Origin of the sequence: Fulvivirga sp. M361 (assembly GCF_007097395.1) — a bacterium.
GTDB lineage: Bacteria > Bacteroidota > Bacteroidia > Cytophagales > Cyclobacteriaceae > Fulvivirga.
Window position 1 is genome coordinate 100,699 of the sequence record NZ_VKDC01000004.1, and the last position, 17,413, is coordinate 118,111.

Sequence of the window (17,413 nt, forward strand, 5' to 3'; positions counted from 1 at the left end):
AAATTTTATCAGATTAATTCCATATCTTCCTCGTCCTTGGCCAGTGCCCCGGTTATTCCTTCTGAAACGTTTATAATGTGATCCCCTACACGTTCCGCCAGTCCATATAATTCAGGATAAATCAAACTGGTATGAAAATCATACTCACCCTTCTCCAAGCTTTTGAGGTGCTTTTTTCTTAATTTATCCCTGTAAAGATTGATTTCCTTTTCTAACGCCACTGACTGGGTGAGTTCTACTTTCTCATAATCCATACTCAAGTTATTATTCATTTGTTCCATTGCACGATCCAGCAATGCAAACATCCCCTTAAGGTTATCTATCTGTTTTTGACTAAACCATCCTTTGTCTTCGCTTTTATGGTCAATGGCCAGCGACATTTGAAAGAAAAGGTCACCTATACGCTCCAGATCATTTACTATCGAAAGCATTCCTCTTAAACGTATAGAGCTTTCAACACCTAATTTTGAGTGAGGGATCTTTGATAAATACGTGACAATCTCCAACTCAAGCCGGTCTGTAATTTCTTCGTATTTTTTGATCTTTTTCAGAAGTTTGCTTCTGTTTTTTACTTTTTGATTGATAATGAGTGATTGAACAAAACCGGACATTCTTGAAGTTATCTCCCCAAATTTCATTATCTCTTTAGAGGCTTCAACCAATGAGGCTTCCGGTGTCTCCAGGATATTACTACTTATATATTCCAATCTGAATTCACCATCATCTTCTTTCATTTTTACCATTTTAATCACTACTGAAGCAATAAACTTGACAAAACCTATGAGAAGTAAAGTATTAATGATGTTAAATGTGGTATGGAATATAGACAGCCCAATGGGTATAGCTTCCTGATCATTGTATGGAGAAGTACCATAGCTGCTTTCCATATAGCTGTCGATCCCTTTCAAGAAAAGAGAAAAGACCAAAAGGACCCATATGACTCCAAAAATATTAAAAATAAAGTGTGCCCTGGCAGCTCTTTTCGCATGAACATTAGCTACCAACGCAGCTAAATTAGCGGTAATGGTAGTCCCTATATTCTCCCCTAAAACCATAGCAGCAGCTATATCGAAAGATATCCAGCCCTGGTTAGCCATAAGGATAGTAATAGCCATGGTGGCGCTGGAAGATTGTACTATCACTGTAAGTATAGTACCTATAACCACAAAAATGAGTGTGGAAATAATCCCAAGATCAGTATAATTAGAAAGGAAACTTAATATTTCAGGATTAGACTTGAGATCAGGTACTGATGATTTTAATGCCTCCAGCCCCATAAATAATAAGGCAAAGCCAATGACCACTTCTCCCCATGATTTTATCTTATTCTTTGAGGAAAATAGCAAGGGGAAACCAAACGCAATGATAGGAAGAGCCGCTGCGGCAATTTTTACCTTAAGTCCCAATATAGAAATAATCCATGCAGTGATGGTAGTGCCAATATTTGCACCCATAATCACACCTATGGACTCTATCAGGGAAAGTAAACCTGCATTCACAAAACTTACTACCATTACCGTGGTAGCGGAAGATGACTGTACCAGACCGGTAAGTAAAAATCCGGTCAGGGCACCGGAAAATCGATTGGAAGTCATCACCTTAAGTATCTGGCGCATCCTTGCCCCAGCTACTTTTTGTATGCCCTCGCTCATGATCTTCATACCATAGATGAAAAAACCTAGTGAGCCTAACAGGGTCAGCGCATCAAATATGCCAAATTTCATTTATCTGCCGGAGATTGTCTTTTGTGCGAATGTAAAAGTAATTTAACTATCAGTTAATCAATCTCAACATCATGTTAACTTTATGTTAACTAAAATACATCTCGGTCCGGAATTGCGAAACATGATTTTTTATTTCGTCTACAACATTTGAACCGCCACTTTGTTAACAATAGCTTTACATTAGTAATAAAAAATTCATGCTTAATACTACTATCTTCGCAGCTTAACCCCGGAGATGGCTTCAAATAAAGACAGTTTTGAGCAAAGTAAAATCGTGATTACAGCCCTAAAGGCATTACTGATCATATTTATTTTTCTCTTTTCCATCGACCTGATGGGGGATGCCTTCGAATTATTGGGAGAAAACGCAGCTCAATCGCTAATTTATGCCACCACCAACCCTTTCATTGGGTTATTCATTGGTCTCCTGGTTACTGCCATCATTCAAAGCAGCTCTACCAGCACTTCTATGATAGTAGCCATGGTGGCTTCAGGATCGATTACCATGAGCGATGCGGTACCTATGATCATGGGTGCTAACATAGGAACAACACTCACAAGCACTATTGTATCTCTGGGATTTATAACCAGAAAAAATGAATTTAGAAAGGCATTGGCAGCGAGTACAGTACATGATTTTTTCAATATCCTAACCGTACTTATCCTGTTTCCATTGGAATACTATTATGGACTCGTCTCCTCTATATCACAACAAATAACAGGCTTCTTTCTTGACCAGGGGAAATCGGACAGCTCAAGTAATTTTGGTTTCAAATTATTTGATGTCATCCCGATCACCAAGTACATTATCGCATTTATCGACAATAGTTTGCTAAGTATTGTGTTTTCCTTCGCAATGCTTTTTGGAAGTATTAAGTTACTCTCGCGATTGATTTACAAATTAATGATTGGTGAATCTCAGGGTAAACTCAGCAAATTCATATTCGACAAATCATTAAAATCATTTTCGTGGGGGGCTGTAATTACTGCTGGAGTTCAATCCAGTTCTGTCACCACCTCTCTAGTAGTACCATTTGTAGCTACCGGAAAAGTTTCTTTAAAAAACGCCACTCCATTTATCATGGGCGCTAATATAGGTACTACTATTACAGCATTCATCGCTGTTTTATTTGAATCGAGCACTGCAATGAGCATTGCCGTAACCCATCTGTTATTCAACTTAGTAGGTGTAGCAGTCTTTTTACCTTCCCAGTATTTAAGAAATATACCTATCCGTCTGGCCCATGGTTTTGGTGCATTAACCATCAACTATCGTCTGGCCGGTGTAGCTTATATCATTTTCACTTTTTTTATTATTCCTTTCACACTCATCTACTTTAACCGAAATGCTGCAGAGATCAAGGAAATAACATATCAGGTAGCTTTTGAGGGAGAAATTTCGGAAAAAAAGGTAATCAGCGTCACAGCAAAAAACAAGAGATACGGATCGGTGTTGGGCGTTTCTCCACACCCATTGACCTACAACGCCAAAGATGATGTTTTGAATATCTATCGCAGTAATGATGTCCTATTTATCAATGATCGGTTCTACCTGATAAAACAAGAGGGCTTCTGTTGGGACGATCAGGAAGCACAAGGTAAATACAGTATGTGTATTGAGAACATACTACCGGAATGGAAAAGAAATGGCTTATCATTTGACTCTGTATACGTGTTCAAACAGTCTTTCTACACTCCCGATAAAGACACTACGCATTACCTTTACCATATAAGCATTGAAGACAAGGTTTTAATTAAAAAAGAGCAGTTTACCAAAGCAGGCGAATTGATACTTTCTGAAGAAGTAAGTGATATAAAAACAAAATAACAGCAAAAGAAGAGCCCTTACCTGTTCGTCATTTTACGACCACCTCCTTAATGTCATGTATAGCCAGGTACTTTGAAGCCATCTCCCGGACATCGGCACAAGTAAAGTCATTGATACATGAAAAGTATCGCCGATAATAATCATAATCAAGCCCATGTAAGTGAACATTTTTGAATTTCCCCATGAGTTGATGCGGAGAATTCACATCAGATTGGAAGCTTCCTATCATATGTGTTTTTACCACATCCAGTTCATCTTCACGATCAAACTCTCTCAACAAATCAATCTCTTTACGTATTTCTGACAACGCCTGATCGGTGAGACGTTCGTTAACTTCTGCCCCCAACACCCAATAACTCGAATGGGTCAAATTCGCCAGGCTGGAATTAATACCATAGGTCAGCCCTTTATCTTCACGAATATTTTTCATTAACCTGGAACCAAAAAAGCCTCCCAGGAGATGATTGGTGATCAATAAAGGAATATAATCCTTATGACCTTTTTTAATGACTTCTTTACCCAGACGAATAGAACTCTGTTCTGCCTTGTTAGGCTGAAGTATTGCTTCATGTCCTTTCGAACAGGTCACTGCTTGGTCATAGTGCGAAAATGCACGGTGGTCAAAATGTGATTTTATTAGTTCAAAAGAACTTTCTGACGGAGCCCCTGAAACAAACACTTCAACATCCTGCATCTGCTGAGAATGAAAATAACGTAAATCTTCAGCAGAAACCTGCTCCACGTCCTTCTCATTCATCACCCGCCCATAAGGATGTAACTCTCCAAAAAGTTCACGACGTAGCTTTCTGCTGGCCCGGATATTATTTCTTTTATTCTGAAGTTGTACCTGTGATTTTTGTAATTTCTTTTGAAACTCCACCTCTGATGGTACAAATTCAGGTTCATTAATAATCTCCATGAATAAGGGCAACAGGTCTTTCACATGCTTATCAAGACAATGTAGGCTGAGACTGGCATAATCAAAACCAGGATGAATATCAAAGAATGCTCCATGACCAGAAAGGTATTCGGAAATTTGCTCTGATGAAAAGGAGCCAGTACCCTCTCTAAGTGTTTTTAAACTTAACAGAGCTACACCGCTCTTATGTTCATACCAGGTCCCTGCTCTGGGAAACAGTATTTCTATCTTTACTACGGGCTGCCGCCCGCTAATTAAATAGTGAAAAGGGGTATGGGCAGATAAGACCTGAGAAGTGACGTGCTGAAAGTTTACATCTGATATAACCTGATGCTGAGGTGCTACCGTTCTGTCAAACATTAATCTATAATAGACTCTTCATCTTTGGTGGTCTTGTTAAAAGCGAAAAGCAGGCTGAAACGTAAGGTTTCAGCAAGTGGATGTTCCTGTTCCTGAGGAACTAAGTAGGCAAAATCCAACCCAAACACCTGGTATCTGAAACCCAGCCCCACTGTTAGGTATTTTCTGTTACCTTTATCTTCTGACTCCAAAAAGTACCCTACCCTTGCAGCAAACTGGTTATTATACCAGTACTCTACACCAGCAGAGAGTGTAATTTCTTGCAGCTCTTCACTGAAGCCATCTTCGGCATCACCGAAAGAGCCAAAAATCCCGCTTAACAATGTTTTGTCATCTTCACTACCATCAAATTGTGGACTCGGAACTAATAACTTATTAAAATCTAAAGCAAAAGTAATTTTATTATACGGATCGAGATCAGTAGTCAATGCCCCTCCAAACCGAAGATTAGTCGGAATAAAATCTCTGTTGTTTTCATCAGAATAGGTAAGCTTTCCTCCTATGTTAGAAATATTTGCCCCTAAAGCCAGGTTAGAATTACCTCCTCCAATGGAAAGGTCCTTATTATAATAAACAGCTACATCCACAGCGGCACTACTTCCGGGCCTGGCTTCTACACCTCCTGAACTAAAGCTTCCGGTCAGGTTGGAATGTATAAAGCGAAGCGTTCCTCCAATACCCAAATTTTGACTTAGCATTCTTGAATAGGTAGCGTCAAAAGCAAATTCCCGGGGGTTAAATAATGTACCCTGATCATTCTGGTCCAGTGTGAACAAGATCTCACCCAGGTCAAAATATCTCATACTAACAGCCACTGCCTGTTCCTTGGTAAATTTGTAATAACCGGAAACATATACGATTGACATGTCATTGATGATCTTACCTAACCAGGGAGTATAGTTCACAGAAAATCCGATATCACTATCTTCAATGAAGGCCAGCTTTGCAGGGTTCCAATGAACCGAATTAGCATCAGGAGTGGTGGCCACACCTGCATCTCCCATACCTCCGGCGCGGGCATCAGGCGTAATCATAAGAAAAGGTACTGCCGTTGTAATAGCCCTTTGAGTGGAATCCTGCCCTGTTATAGGGTTGTTCTGTCCTATAGCGGTGCCAAAAAAACACAGAACTATTGAAAATAAAATTAGATGTCTCATGAGAAGATTTATAGCCGACAAAGTTAGTTAATTAATAATAATAAGCTTTTGATAATTTTGACCTTTTGCACCGTCAAGTACCGAACGAACTGTAACGCGATATAAGTATATCCCCTGTGTTAATTTTTCACCAGTTGTACTTGATCCATCCCATTCGAAAAGGTCCACCCGCGGAAGACTATCATCCACCCGAAAATCCAAGTCCCGCACCAGCTCTCCCATGCTGGATATGATTTGTAGATTTACTTCCAGATCATCCCCACTTCTATTATGATCAAATGAAAATGTGGTAGCAGATCTAACAGGATTCGGGGTATTCTTAAGTTCTGATACAAGCAAACTGTTAGGGTCAGCCACAAAGAACTCTATCTCTTTTTCACTGGAATTATTAAATGTATCCCACGCTTTTAAACGGATCACGTGTCTTCCTTTTTCAAGCCCGTTCAATGGAAATACCGCCACACCTTCCTGATAAGTATCTTTTTTAGCATTATAGAAATCGTTCAGTATAAAAACCTGGTCGTCATCCAGTGTAGCTGTGAGGCTATTGGCCACACCAAAACCAGAAATATTAATACCATTTTCATCGCTAAGAAATGCATATAAAAAAGTATTATGGCTAATATCAGTGGTACGACTTTTTAAGGTATCTCCTACAAAAAGACTAATATCGGGACCTCGATTATCTACAGATGTCTGAGCTACGGTACCTCCAAATAGTACTGATTTGTCTGCTCCATTTCCATCCGAAAACGCAAAAGAATCACTTGCATAGAGGCTTATTTTCCCTGGTGCAAATTGCTGTGAAATATTTTTCGGAACTATAAATTGGACTTTGAATTCACCATCTTGTACGGTTGCACTGCCTTTAAATACCTTATTTATTTTCTCTTTATGGGTATAGGGCGGGTTATCTGCACCTAGTGTAGTCCGTGCAATTTCACGATCAAACACAGTGACATCCACTACTCCGTTAAAAGTTTCTATCTTAAGTCCCGCGCCTCCATGTACCTCGCCTGTCACTTCTACCTTGGCCAGCGCCTTTAGCGTGTCGCTTTCATTTCCGCTCTCTGTAATTTTTGTAATTACGATATTATTTTCAGGATAAGCCAGCCGCATGGATGGATCTCCAAGTAGCGCAAAGTTCCGGTTACCAACTTTTTTGAAATCAGAAGCCAGATCTACACTAGCATTTTTAGTAAGCCTGAATATATCACCCAATCTTAAAAACTGGCCATCCTCTATAGAAAAAATGGTATTGTAAAAAGCTTTATTCAATTGAAAATTTGAGCTGCTGCTTACTGGCCTGCAAGTACTGACAATGGCTATTCCGCCACCTCTTTCCTTTGTTACTACCAACTCACCCCCACTCACTCTTTTAGGGTCATCATGCCTGCCAAACTCACATGTCGCTGTCATAAAAAGGGGTAACTTATTACGATTACTCCATTCCTCGATAAGGAATAAATCCAGCACTTGCTCCTGCATCCATCCTGATTCACCCCCATGGCCGGTAAAATTAACGATCAGAGCACCATCTTCTACTAAATTGCTAAGGGCTCGCCGGGCATCCGGTGATGTTTGTCCACTGGGTTTTGATATTTGAGGGAATGCATCTAAGAAAAGCTTTTTTGTATTGAAAGCGGTATATGTAGTATCAACGAATACACTGAGCTGGTCTGCTTGTCGCTGATGAAGGTTAATATCGCCATCATCTGCCACAAAAATCACCTCATTGCGCCAGCTCCCCAGTGAACTCATGTCACTGGAATACCTTATGATCTTATCCACGACTACTTTGGCTTCTGCAAGTGTGCTTACCGGCAGTCTGCCCAATCCGATCTCCAGTGAATGATTACCGCCACGCACTTCATTCCATGCTCCTTCATCATCTTCCAAAAACCCATAGTAGTCATCAGAAGCATAGGTGTCAAGAGGATGTAATGAATTATATGATTCATAGATAGGTACAAAATTTTTATTTTCTTCCAGGATATCTTTATAGTCATAGGATCCTTTTCCAAATAGCAAAAGATATTTCAATCCATCACTTTTTTCATATAAGTACTTTGTAAAGTCTCTTATGGCAGAGACGTCCTGCTTCCCACTGGAAAACTCATTATATACTTGCCCGGTAGTTACTACTGCCACCACCATGTTGTCATGATTACTCCTGAAATCGGCCAGTCGCTGAGCTTCGCTTAGAAAAACGGGATGGGTGACAATAAGCAACTCGGGTGTAGATATACCCAATAAGTCCTGGTTAGGTTGAGGCATGATCTGTGTAGGCTCTGCAATTTGCAAAGGATCAAAAACCACAAATTCCTGCAACCCGTCAGCCACCACACCAAACGAGGCAGATGTACCGGATTGTATGTACTGTTGGTTGATCACAGTCTCCCGATCGCTGATATCCCAAATTACATTCCCCGTAGAAACATTTCCTACTTCATAACCGGGAGACACACTGGTTTTACTTTCCAGAGAACGAAAGCTGGTCTGTGCTCCATAGCGCTGAAGCCTTCGTTCTACCTCGACATTCAAGTAATTAAGATAACCGACGGACCGGCCTGAGCTACTTTTATTATAAGATAGGCTTACATTCAGGTTATCTACACCTGAAAGTTGATCTTCATTTATGGAAAAAACATCTCTACTTGTTCTGCCCTTAATGCTATAACGGAATGGATTGTTACTGATAGGGTTCAGAAAATCCGGTACGGCCGCTACACGTTGAGTACCTACGGACACACCATTAACTGCAATCTCAAAAGTTGATTCTCCAAAAGACTGAGCCATGACGTCAGAAGTCACTTTAACCTCTGAACCAGCGCTTACCCCCTCAAAAGAAAAGGGAAATTCTCTGGAAGTAGTAAGATCAAATTTTTCACCATACCATTCCCTGCCGGATATTAATAAATTAGTTTCTTCTATCTCATGATGAATAAAATCATTAAACGTGGTAATTACAGGTAGACCACCGGCCATATTTTGTCTTTCCTGTATTCTAAGACCGGCAGGTCCATCGCCCGAAATGAAGTAATAATTTTCATTCGCATATATGTTATATTCAAAATTTAAGCTTCCGTCCTCGTTATATCCGTGTTCATGGGGCCCAAAACCGTAAAAAAGAATGTAATCACCGGGATCAAAACTACCATCTTCTTCGCCGACTACCCGGATAGTGTTTTGCACCAATCCTGTTGGCCGCTCTATGGCAGATGATTGAGGGAGCATACCTCCAGAATTACCGAATATTTTCAAATTTCTCGGATCGATATTATCCACAGCCATCCCTGCATTTTTAAGCATATCATAGCTAATACGGTAAGCTCCGTGCTTCTCTATGGCCACTTTAAACCATTGCCCACTGCTGAGTACGGAATTCTGGGCAAACGGTAATGTAATGCAACCCAAAAGACCTAATATCGTTAGAGAAAGGTTCCTCATATTGTGATCGAATGTAACGTTGAACAAGCGAAACGCCAGAATCGTTTAAAAATTTCCTGTTATAATTTATGTTGTTGAAATAATTTTCACAAAAAAAGACAGCAATATATACATCATCACAATCATTGGTAGCGCCAGATGTAAGAAAAACAGCAAAGATAAAGCACTAAAAAGGATAAAGGAGAACCGCACTTCGTTCCCCTTCCATCCGAAGTCTTTAAACTTCAAGGCAAATAATTCCATAGGTGATACCAAAAGGTATGAAAACAAAATAGTGATGATTAACAGCACGGGGTAACTCAACAAGGAGGGGTACGAGCCATCTACGAAAATAAGTGACGAAATAAAGATGGCATTCGCAGGAGTAGGCAGCCCTATAAAAACCGTTTGCTGGTTTTCATCAATATTGAATTTGGCTAACCGTATAGCGGAGAAAACTGCTACAAGGAAAGCAAGGTACGGCACCCAAGCGTCTACCTCCTGTTGCTGCAACATTTTGTATAAGATAAACGAAGGTAATACTCCAAAAGTAATCAGGTCGGCTAAAGAGTCTAACTCTTTGCCCATAGGCGAATGGACCCTGAGCAGTCTGGCCACAAACCCATCTAAAAAATCAAAAACCAATGCCAGCCATATTAAATAAACTGCAACTTCAACGTCTCCTTCATAGAGCCATACCAGTCCGACACATCCACATAGCAAATTGCAACAGGTTAAGAAATTGGGTATATGTTGTTTGATATGCATTTTCAAAATATCAATGCCATAGAAAATGTCTCCTTTACACCAGAGCACAAAAAGGATTTGTCTTTTTTTCTTTACCTATTGTTGTGGAATCACCATGTCCACAATAAATAATAACTTCCTCAGGCAGTGGGAATATCTTTTCATGGATGCTTTTGATCAGTGTATTAAAATCACCACCGGGTAAGTCTGTCCGACCTATACTACCATCAAAAAGTACATCACCCCCGATCATTATTTTGTCATCACCGTTGTAAAAGGCCACATGACCTGGCGCGTGACCTGGCACAAAAAGCACTCCTAACCTTGTGTTACCGAAAGTGATATCTTCTCCTTCTTTAATAAATTCATCCGCCTCCGCTTCTTCATAGTGTTGAAAACCGTAGCTGGGAGCGTATACCCGGACTGACTTTAACGTAGCTTCTTCAGTCGCATGGATACCCAGCTTTACTCCATAGGTCTTTTTTACAAAGTCGTTTCCTAATACATGATCAATGTGGCAATGTGTATTAAGTAACTTCACTACAGAAAGCCCTTCTGTCTTAATAAAATCATTGAGCTGTTCCTTTTCATACCCCTCATAACAACCGGGGTCTATTATAATGGCTTCCTTTGTATCATCGTAGAGCACGTATGTATTCTCCATAAAAGGATTAAACACAAAAGACTTCACTTTCATCATACTATTTTAATACGGTTTGGTCAATTTTGTAAGAAATCAAAATTACACTTTTAAAGCGATTTCCTGACTTCTATGGAGGTAGACTATATTATAGTAGGGCAAGGTTTAGCAGGTACTTCTCTTGCCGTGGCATTAATGGATCGGTCAAAGAAAATTTTGGTGATTGATCCTAAAGTTGAAAAAACTTCTTCAAAAGTGGCCGCAGGCCTTTATAACCCTATCACCGGCAGGAAAATGGTTAAAACCTGGAGGGCCGATCAGCTTTTTCCTTACCTGACCCGGTTTTACAAACGTCTTGAAGAATCCACAGGCCAGTATTTTTTCGATGAAACCAGGATCTACCGCCCTTTTATTTCGTTAGAGGAACAAAATGAATGGATGAGTAAGAGTGCTATGAAAGAGTTTCTGCCCTTTATTCATAAAGTACACTTTCAAAGTCAGCATGATGCTATTCGTGATCCTTATGGGGGAATAGAACTGGCACAATCAGGATATCTCAATGTAGCTTCATTTTTAGAAGCTATGGAGAAGTTTTTGCTTGACAAAAAGGCATTACTCAATGAAATGTTTGAATTTGACCAATTGATCACAACGGCAACAGATTACATCGAATATAAAGGTACTAAGGCCAAAAAGATCATTTTTTGTGAGGGCACCGGCATGGTAAACAATCCTTATTTTCACTGGCTACCCATGCGTCCTGTAAAGGGTGAGGTTTTAGATATAACCTCTCAAACACGATTGGATCGCATTGTAAACAGAGGCGTATTTTGCGTTCCGATAAATGATACTACTTACAGGGTAGGTTCTACATACGATCATAAAGATACATCGTGGGAACCCACCACAGAAGCACGTTTGGACATAGAAGGCCGCCTGAATGCACTTATTAAGATGTCATTTGACCCTGCAGGTCAAAAAGCAGGTATAAGGCCATCCACCAAAGATCGACGACCTTATTTGGGATTACATCCAGAAAAGGAAACTATTGGCTTATTTAATGGGTTAGGCACTAAGGGCGTGTCACTGGCACCTTTTTTTGGGGATCATTTCGCACAGCACCTTGAAAGTGAAATAGAACTGGATGATGAGGTAAACATAAATCGTCATTTTTCGTTATATTTCAATTCTGAACAATAATAGATGGGTAAAATAATACGCTTATTCATTGCTTTAGCTTTTTTGGTCCAAACTGCCGGTTTTGGACAACAAATGACGCTGGAAAAATTTGGCCGTAACCGAATACAGTACAAAGAGTTTCAATGGAGGTACCTTAGTTCCGACAATTTCGATGTTTACTTTTATCGTGGTGGCGACAAAATAGCCAATGAAGTGATCCAATACCTGGAAAGTGAATTTGACAGGATCACCGATATCATTGACTACCCTCCTTATTCCAAAACCAAAGTATTCTTATATAATTCTGTATCAGATCTGCAACAAAGTAATGTAGGTATCAATGATGGCACAAATGTACCCAGTGGCGAAACACAGTTTGTCAAGCCGTACATAGAAATAGCTAACCCTGGTAGTATAGATGGTTTGAAGGAAGAATTGATCTATAAAGTAGCCTCACTCATGGTAAATGAAATGCTTTTTGGAGGAAACTTAAAAGACATGTTTCAAAGCGCCATATTACTCAACTTACCGGCCTGGTTCATTAATGGAGCCTCATTATATGTAGCCAAAGGCTGGAGCATGGAAATGGACGACTATATCAGGGACTACATCAATACTAAAAAACCAAAAAAACTCAATAAGTTGACAGGGCGGGAAGCGGCGCTTGCAGGTCAATCCGTATGGAATTTCATTGCCCAGAAGTACGGTAAAAGTAACATAGGCAATATCCTAAACTACACGCGTATCATCCGGAATGAAGAAAAAAGTGTGACCATTACCATTGGTACCTCTTTTGAACAGTTCATTTATGAGTGGCAAAATTACTACACGGATATTGACCGGCAAGTCAAAGAAAACTATACGACTTCCGATGAAGAACTGTCTCTGATTCCCGGTAAGAATAAGAAAAGAGTAGTTTATCGTAATATTAAAATCAATAAGGATGGATCGAAACTGGCTTACACAACTAATGATAATGGTCGGTATTCCGTTAACGTTTTAGATCTGAATACGGGAAAAGAGAGTGTTGTCATGAAAGGTGGCTATAAGGTCATCAATCAAGAGGTAGACTATAATATGCCTTTGATCGATTGGTCGGATGAATATACGCTGGGAATTATCCATGCAAAAAGCGGTATACTTACCCTGACGCTTTATGATGTTTCCACTAACAGTAAATTACCCAGAAAACTTGAACGTTTTAGCCAGATCAAGTCAATGGATTTCTCTGATAATGGTCGTCTGATTATAGTGAGTGGCGTAGTAAATGGCAGAAATGACCTCTATTTGTTAAGCTCAAGAAGGAACAGGACCAAACGACTGACCAACGATCTTTACGATGACCTGCATCCTACCTTCGTTCCCGGCACGAATACCTTTGTATTTAGTTCTAACCGTATCTCTGACAGCCTGGATATCAAGACCAACAAATTCCCGGATATAGGAAAGAACATGAACCTGTTCTTTTTTAACCTGGACACAACACGTAAAGTACTTAAACGTGTCACAAATACTATTAGCGCGGATATTCGTCCGGTGGCACAAAATGTTGACAATATATTCTACCTGAGTGATCAAAAAGGGGTTCAAAATATTTTCAAGTACACTATTTCCAGTGGCATTTATACCCAGGTGACTAATTACTCTCAAAGTATCAGAAGCTTTGATATGGATTTTACCAGTGGAGCTATAGCCTATATTTCCAGCAAGAGAGGGCGAGATAAGGTATATTATGACCCTAGCTTTAATGGCGGACAGCAAATTTTCACCCCTGCTACACCCAGACAACAAATACTCCAGGTAAAAGCTTACCGTGAAAGGCGGAAAAAAGCGCCTTCAGGTCTCACGATCCAGGAAATAGTAGAACAACGCCTGGCCGAAAAAAGAAAAAAGGATGCAGAAGTGGTAGCCGATACCACCGTAAGTACTACTCCTAAAGACTCTACAGCAATGGTTGTCGAGAATCCTTCTGCACCATTAAGAACCATTGCGGACATCATCCAGGAACAAGATACGGTAAATACGGTTGATTCCTTGCAGACAACAACGGTAGAGCCTTTACAAACTGATCCTGATATTATTGATACAGATAACTATCAATTTGACGTAGAGACTTCACCACCTCCCGTAACGGCCAATGAAGAGAAAGAAGATGTGATCAATACGGAAGATTACACCTTTGATAATGACGCTACCAAGGATAAGAAGGAGTCTTTTCTCACACAATATCGACAGTTGAGTCAGAAAAACAAGATCACCGGGCCGTTTCCCTATGAAAGCAGGTTCAGTGCAGATAATATCGTTACATCATTTGTGATAGATCCTTTAAGAGGTTTCGGTATAAACCTGGAAGCACAAATGACAGATATGCTGGAAAATCACAAATTTTCCGGTGGAGTTATGGCTATTACTGATTTAAGAAGTGGGGATGTATTTGCTCAATATCAATATCTTAAAACCAGATTAGATTACACCATAAGACTGGATAGAAGTGTATTGGAGTGGGAGAATACCAATGCAGAAGTGCAGCAATACAGTAAAAATACCATCACATTAGGTGCCGCACTACCTGTAAATACTAAAACACGTTTGAGCATCAATCCATTTTACACTTACACTACATTTGAAAGCCAGCCTATCGTTAGCGGCGCTAATCCACAATTGCCTGATACAGAAACAGACCAGTTTGTAGGAACTAAAGTTGAATTTGTCTATGATAATTCGATTATTAACGGCATGAACCTAATTGAGGGAAGCAGAGCAAAAATATCATTATGGCACTATGAAGGATTAAATGATAAGGAAAGAAGCTTTTCAAATTTAAAAGTTGATATTCGACACTACCAGAAAATACATCGCGAGATAATTTTCGCCAGCCGTATCTTTTTTGGCTCATTTTTTGGCAGAAGTCCAAAAAACTACTTGTTGGGAGGTATGGATAATTGGATAAACCAGGATGAAAGTTTACAGGGTGACAATAACCCATTGGCCCCACGCACTGAAGGCACCAACAATAGTGAACTGCTCTTCACGGAATTTGCTACTAACTTACGTGGATTCGATTATGCCGAGTTAGTCGGTAATAATGCACTTTTGTTCAATGCTGAATTACGTATTCCCATTATCCGTTATCTTCAGTCCGGACCTATTACCTCAAATTTCTTTCGAAATCTCCAATTCACAAGTTTCTTTGACATAGGATCTGCCTGGACAGGTAATTCTCCTTTCAATGAAGATAACTCTATAAGTAATGAAACCCTTGAAGAAGGGCAATTTGTAATTGATCTTAAGAATTTCCGCAACCCCTGGCTGTATAGCTATGGTTTTGGTCTTAGAACAATGCTACTGGGCTATTATGTAAAAGTAGATATGGCCTACCCGGTAGAAAACTATAATGTAAGAGACCCGAATTTCAGCTTCACTATCGGATATGATTTTTAATCATTCCTGCCACCCTAACAACCTGTAAGTAAAACTTACATACAGATGTTATTTTCACAGATCGATTGGTCTAATACCAAGTTGTGTTAGATTTACATCTAAAAATAAGCTATGCTGAAATCAATGACCGGCTATGGATCGGCCAGGGTCGCACAGGACAATGTTACGATCAACATCGAAATAAAAACGCTCAACTCTAAGTTCTTAGACCTTAATATCCGTTGCCCAAAGGCTTTTGCAGAAAAGGAACTGGAAATAAGAAATATGGCCTCCAATATCCTTACACGTGGCAAAGTATCTCTTACCATTGATTACATAAACGAGCAGGAAACCGAGCTCAAGCAACATTATAATGAAGAGTTATTCATACAATATTATTTGCAGCTCAAAAAAATGGCAGATCGCGTCGTTGCACCTCATGAAGAGCTGTTTAAACTTGCACTTAACTCACCTGATGTTATCGTAAATAACCAAAATGAGACCATTGAAGATAGCCATTGGCTTCAAACACATAAGCTTTTAGAACAAGCCCTGGTTGCCTGCAATGAATTCAGGATCAAAGAAGGCGCTGAATTAACCAAGAAATTCAAAGACTATATAACCGCCATTTCCAAGCATTTAAAATCAGTGGCGGATCTTGATCCGGAACGAATTGAAAGGATCAGAAACCGAATAAAGAGCAACCTGGCACAGTTTGTAGAAGAAGAAGCCCTGGATAAGAACAGGCTGGAGCAAGAACTTGTCTTTTACATTGAAAAACTGGACATCACGGAAGAAAAAGTCAGATTAAAAAACCACCTGGAACATTTTTCAGAGGTTCTGAGTGAAAATCAAAGCCTGGGCAAAAAACTGGGTTTTATATCACAGGAAATAGGGCGCGAGATCAATACTATCGGATCAAAAGCTAACGATTCGGGTATCCAGCGTCATGTGGTAGCTATGAAAGAAGAACTGGAAAAAATAAAAGAACAGCTTCTTAATGTATTGTAAATATTTGATTTACAATAGCTTATTCACCACATCGTCGATAGAAACCCCATCTGCCTCGGCTTTAAAATTCCGTACCAGGCGATGTCTTAGAGTCGGTTTGGCAATAGCCTGTACATCTTCAATATCAGGGGAGTACTTCCCATTAAGCAATGCATTGCATTTGGCACCTAATACCAAATATTGAGACGCCCTTGGTCCAGCACCCCATTCCAGGTACTCATTAGTGACTTCCAGCGCCTTATCTCCAAAAGGCCTTGTTTTATGAACGAGTCCTACAGCATATTCAATCACATTATCAGTTACGGGCACTCTACGCACTAAATGTTGAAAGTAACTGATCTCTTCTGCAGTAAGTATATGGTCAAGCTTTATTTCCTCATCAGAGGTAGTGCTCTTTACTATGTCTAACTCTTGCTCATATGCTGGGTAATCCAGTAAAACGTTAAACATAAATCGGTCCAGCTGTGCTTCAGGTAAGGGGTATGTTCCTTCTTGTTCTATTGGGTTTTGGGTAGCTAATACAAAAAATGGTTTGTCTAATTCATAACGCTGTCCCGCAGCAGTCACAGCATATTCCTGCATTGCTTCCAGCAACGCCGCCTGTGTTTTGGGTGGGGTTCTGTTAATCTCATCTGCCAGAATAATATTGGCAAATACTGGTCCTTTGATGAATTTGAAGTTTCGATCTTTATCGAGTGTTTCTGCCCCCAAAATATCCGAAGGCATTAGATCAGGGGTAAACTGTATCCTGTTGAACTTAAGATCCAGAACCGAAGCCAGGGTCTGGATCAGAAGTGTTTTCGCGAGACCGGGCACTCCTACTAACAGACAGTGTCCCTGGCAGAATATAGAGGTAAGTAACAGGCGAACCACTTCGTCCTGGCCTATGATCACCTTTGAAATTTCCTGACTTAATTTTTGGTAGGATTCATGGAGCGCATCTGCCGCTTCCACATCTGTTTTGTATTCTGCCATTATTTTTTGTTTGCCTTAATGCCT

Annotated in this window: 11 protein-coding genes; 4 read left to right on the top strand and 7 right to left on the bottom strand. The window is 40.0% G+C overall.

Features of this window, described 5'->3' with window-relative positions:
* Positions 1-8 precede the first annotated feature (8 nt).
* Positions 9-1,724, bottom strand: a complete 1,716-nt coding sequence (locus FNH22_RS04050; RefSeq protein ID WP_143397058.1) for a Na/Pi cotransporter family protein — start codon at positions 1,722-1,724, stop codon at positions 9-11.
* 235 nt (positions 1,725-1,959) lie between these two features.
* Between FNH22_RS04050 and FNH22_RS04055 the strand changes: the two genes are divergently transcribed.
* Positions 1,960-3,552, top strand: a complete 1,593-nt coding sequence (locus FNH22_RS04055) for a Na/Pi symporter (protein WP_255517982.1) — start codon at positions 1,960-1,962, stop codon at positions 3,550-3,552.
* Positions 3,553-3,580: 28 nt separating this feature from the next.
* On the opposite strand, the gene FNH22_RS04060 is transcribed toward FNH22_RS04055, so the two are convergent.
* The 5 genes from FNH22_RS04060 to FNH22_RS04080 form a co-directional block, all read right to left on the bottom strand.
* Positions 3,581-4,831 carry a pitrilysin family protein gene (locus tag FNH22_RS04060; RefSeq protein WP_143397059.1) on the bottom strand — a complete coding sequence of 417 codons (1,251 nt, stop codon included), beginning with the start codon at positions 4,829-4,831 and terminating at the stop codon, positions 3,581-3,583.
* Positions 4,831-5,988, bottom strand: coding sequence for a type IX secretion system outer membrane channel protein PorV (gene porV / locus FNH22_RS04065; RefSeq protein WP_143397060.1), 1,158 nt, complete (start codon positions 5,986-5,988; stop codon positions 4,831-4,833). The genes FNH22_RS04060 and porV overlap by 1 nt, the downstream gene beginning before the upstream one ends.
* A gap of 27 nt (positions 5,989-6,015) precedes the next feature.
* On the bottom strand, positions 6,016-9,438 hold the full coding sequence (gene porU / locus FNH22_RS04070) for a type IX secretion system sortase PorU (protein WP_143397061.1): 3,423 nt from the start codon (positions 9,436-9,438) through the stop codon (positions 6,016-6,018).
* Between the two features lie 66 nt (positions 9,439-9,504).
* Complete coding sequence (pssA, locus tag FNH22_RS04075) at positions 9,505-10,140, bottom strand: CDP-diacylglycerol--serine O-phosphatidyltransferase (RefSeq protein WP_370513164.1); 636 nt, start codon at positions 10,138-10,140, stop codon at positions 9,505-9,507.
* Positions 10,141-10,219: 79 nt separating this feature from the next.
* A complete protein-coding gene (locus FNH22_RS04080) occupies positions 10,220-10,864 on the bottom strand; it encodes an MBL fold metallo-hydrolase (RefSeq protein WP_143397063.1) in 645 nt (214 codons plus the stop codon).
* A gap of 72 nt (positions 10,865-10,936) precedes the next feature.
* On the opposite strand from FNH22_RS04080, the gene FNH22_RS04085 reads away from it, so the two are divergent.
* The 3 genes from FNH22_RS04085 to FNH22_RS04095 all read left to right on the top strand — a co-directional run bounded on the left by FNH22_RS04085 (position 10,937) and on the right by FNH22_RS04095 (position 16,414).
* On the top strand, positions 10,937-12,004 hold the full coding sequence (locus FNH22_RS04085) for an FAD-binding oxidoreductase (protein ID WP_143397064.1): 1,068 nt from the start codon (positions 10,937-10,939) through the stop codon (positions 12,002-12,004).
* A gap of 3 nt (positions 12,005-12,007) precedes the next feature.
* Positions 12,008-15,424 (top strand): translocation protein TolB, encoded by a 3,417-nt coding sequence (locus tag FNH22_RS04090; RefSeq protein ID WP_143397065.1) that lies wholly within the window; start codon positions 12,008-12,010, stop codon positions 15,422-15,424.
* Positions 15,425-15,535: 111 nt separating this feature from the next.
* The gene (locus tag FNH22_RS04095; protein WP_143397066.1) at positions 15,536-16,414 is read left to right on the top strand and encodes a YicC/YloC family endoribonuclease; all 879 of its coding nucleotides are present in this window, start codon (positions 15,536-15,538) and stop codon (positions 16,412-16,414) included.
* Positions 16,415-16,423: 9 nt separating this feature from the next.
* On the opposite strand, the gene FNH22_RS04100 is transcribed toward FNH22_RS04095, so the two are convergent.
* Positions 16,424-17,389, bottom strand: a complete 966-nt coding sequence (locus FNH22_RS04100; RefSeq protein WP_143397067.1) for a MoxR family ATPase — start codon at positions 17,387-17,389, stop codon at positions 16,424-16,426.
* Positions 17,390-17,413 lie beyond the last annotated feature (24 nt).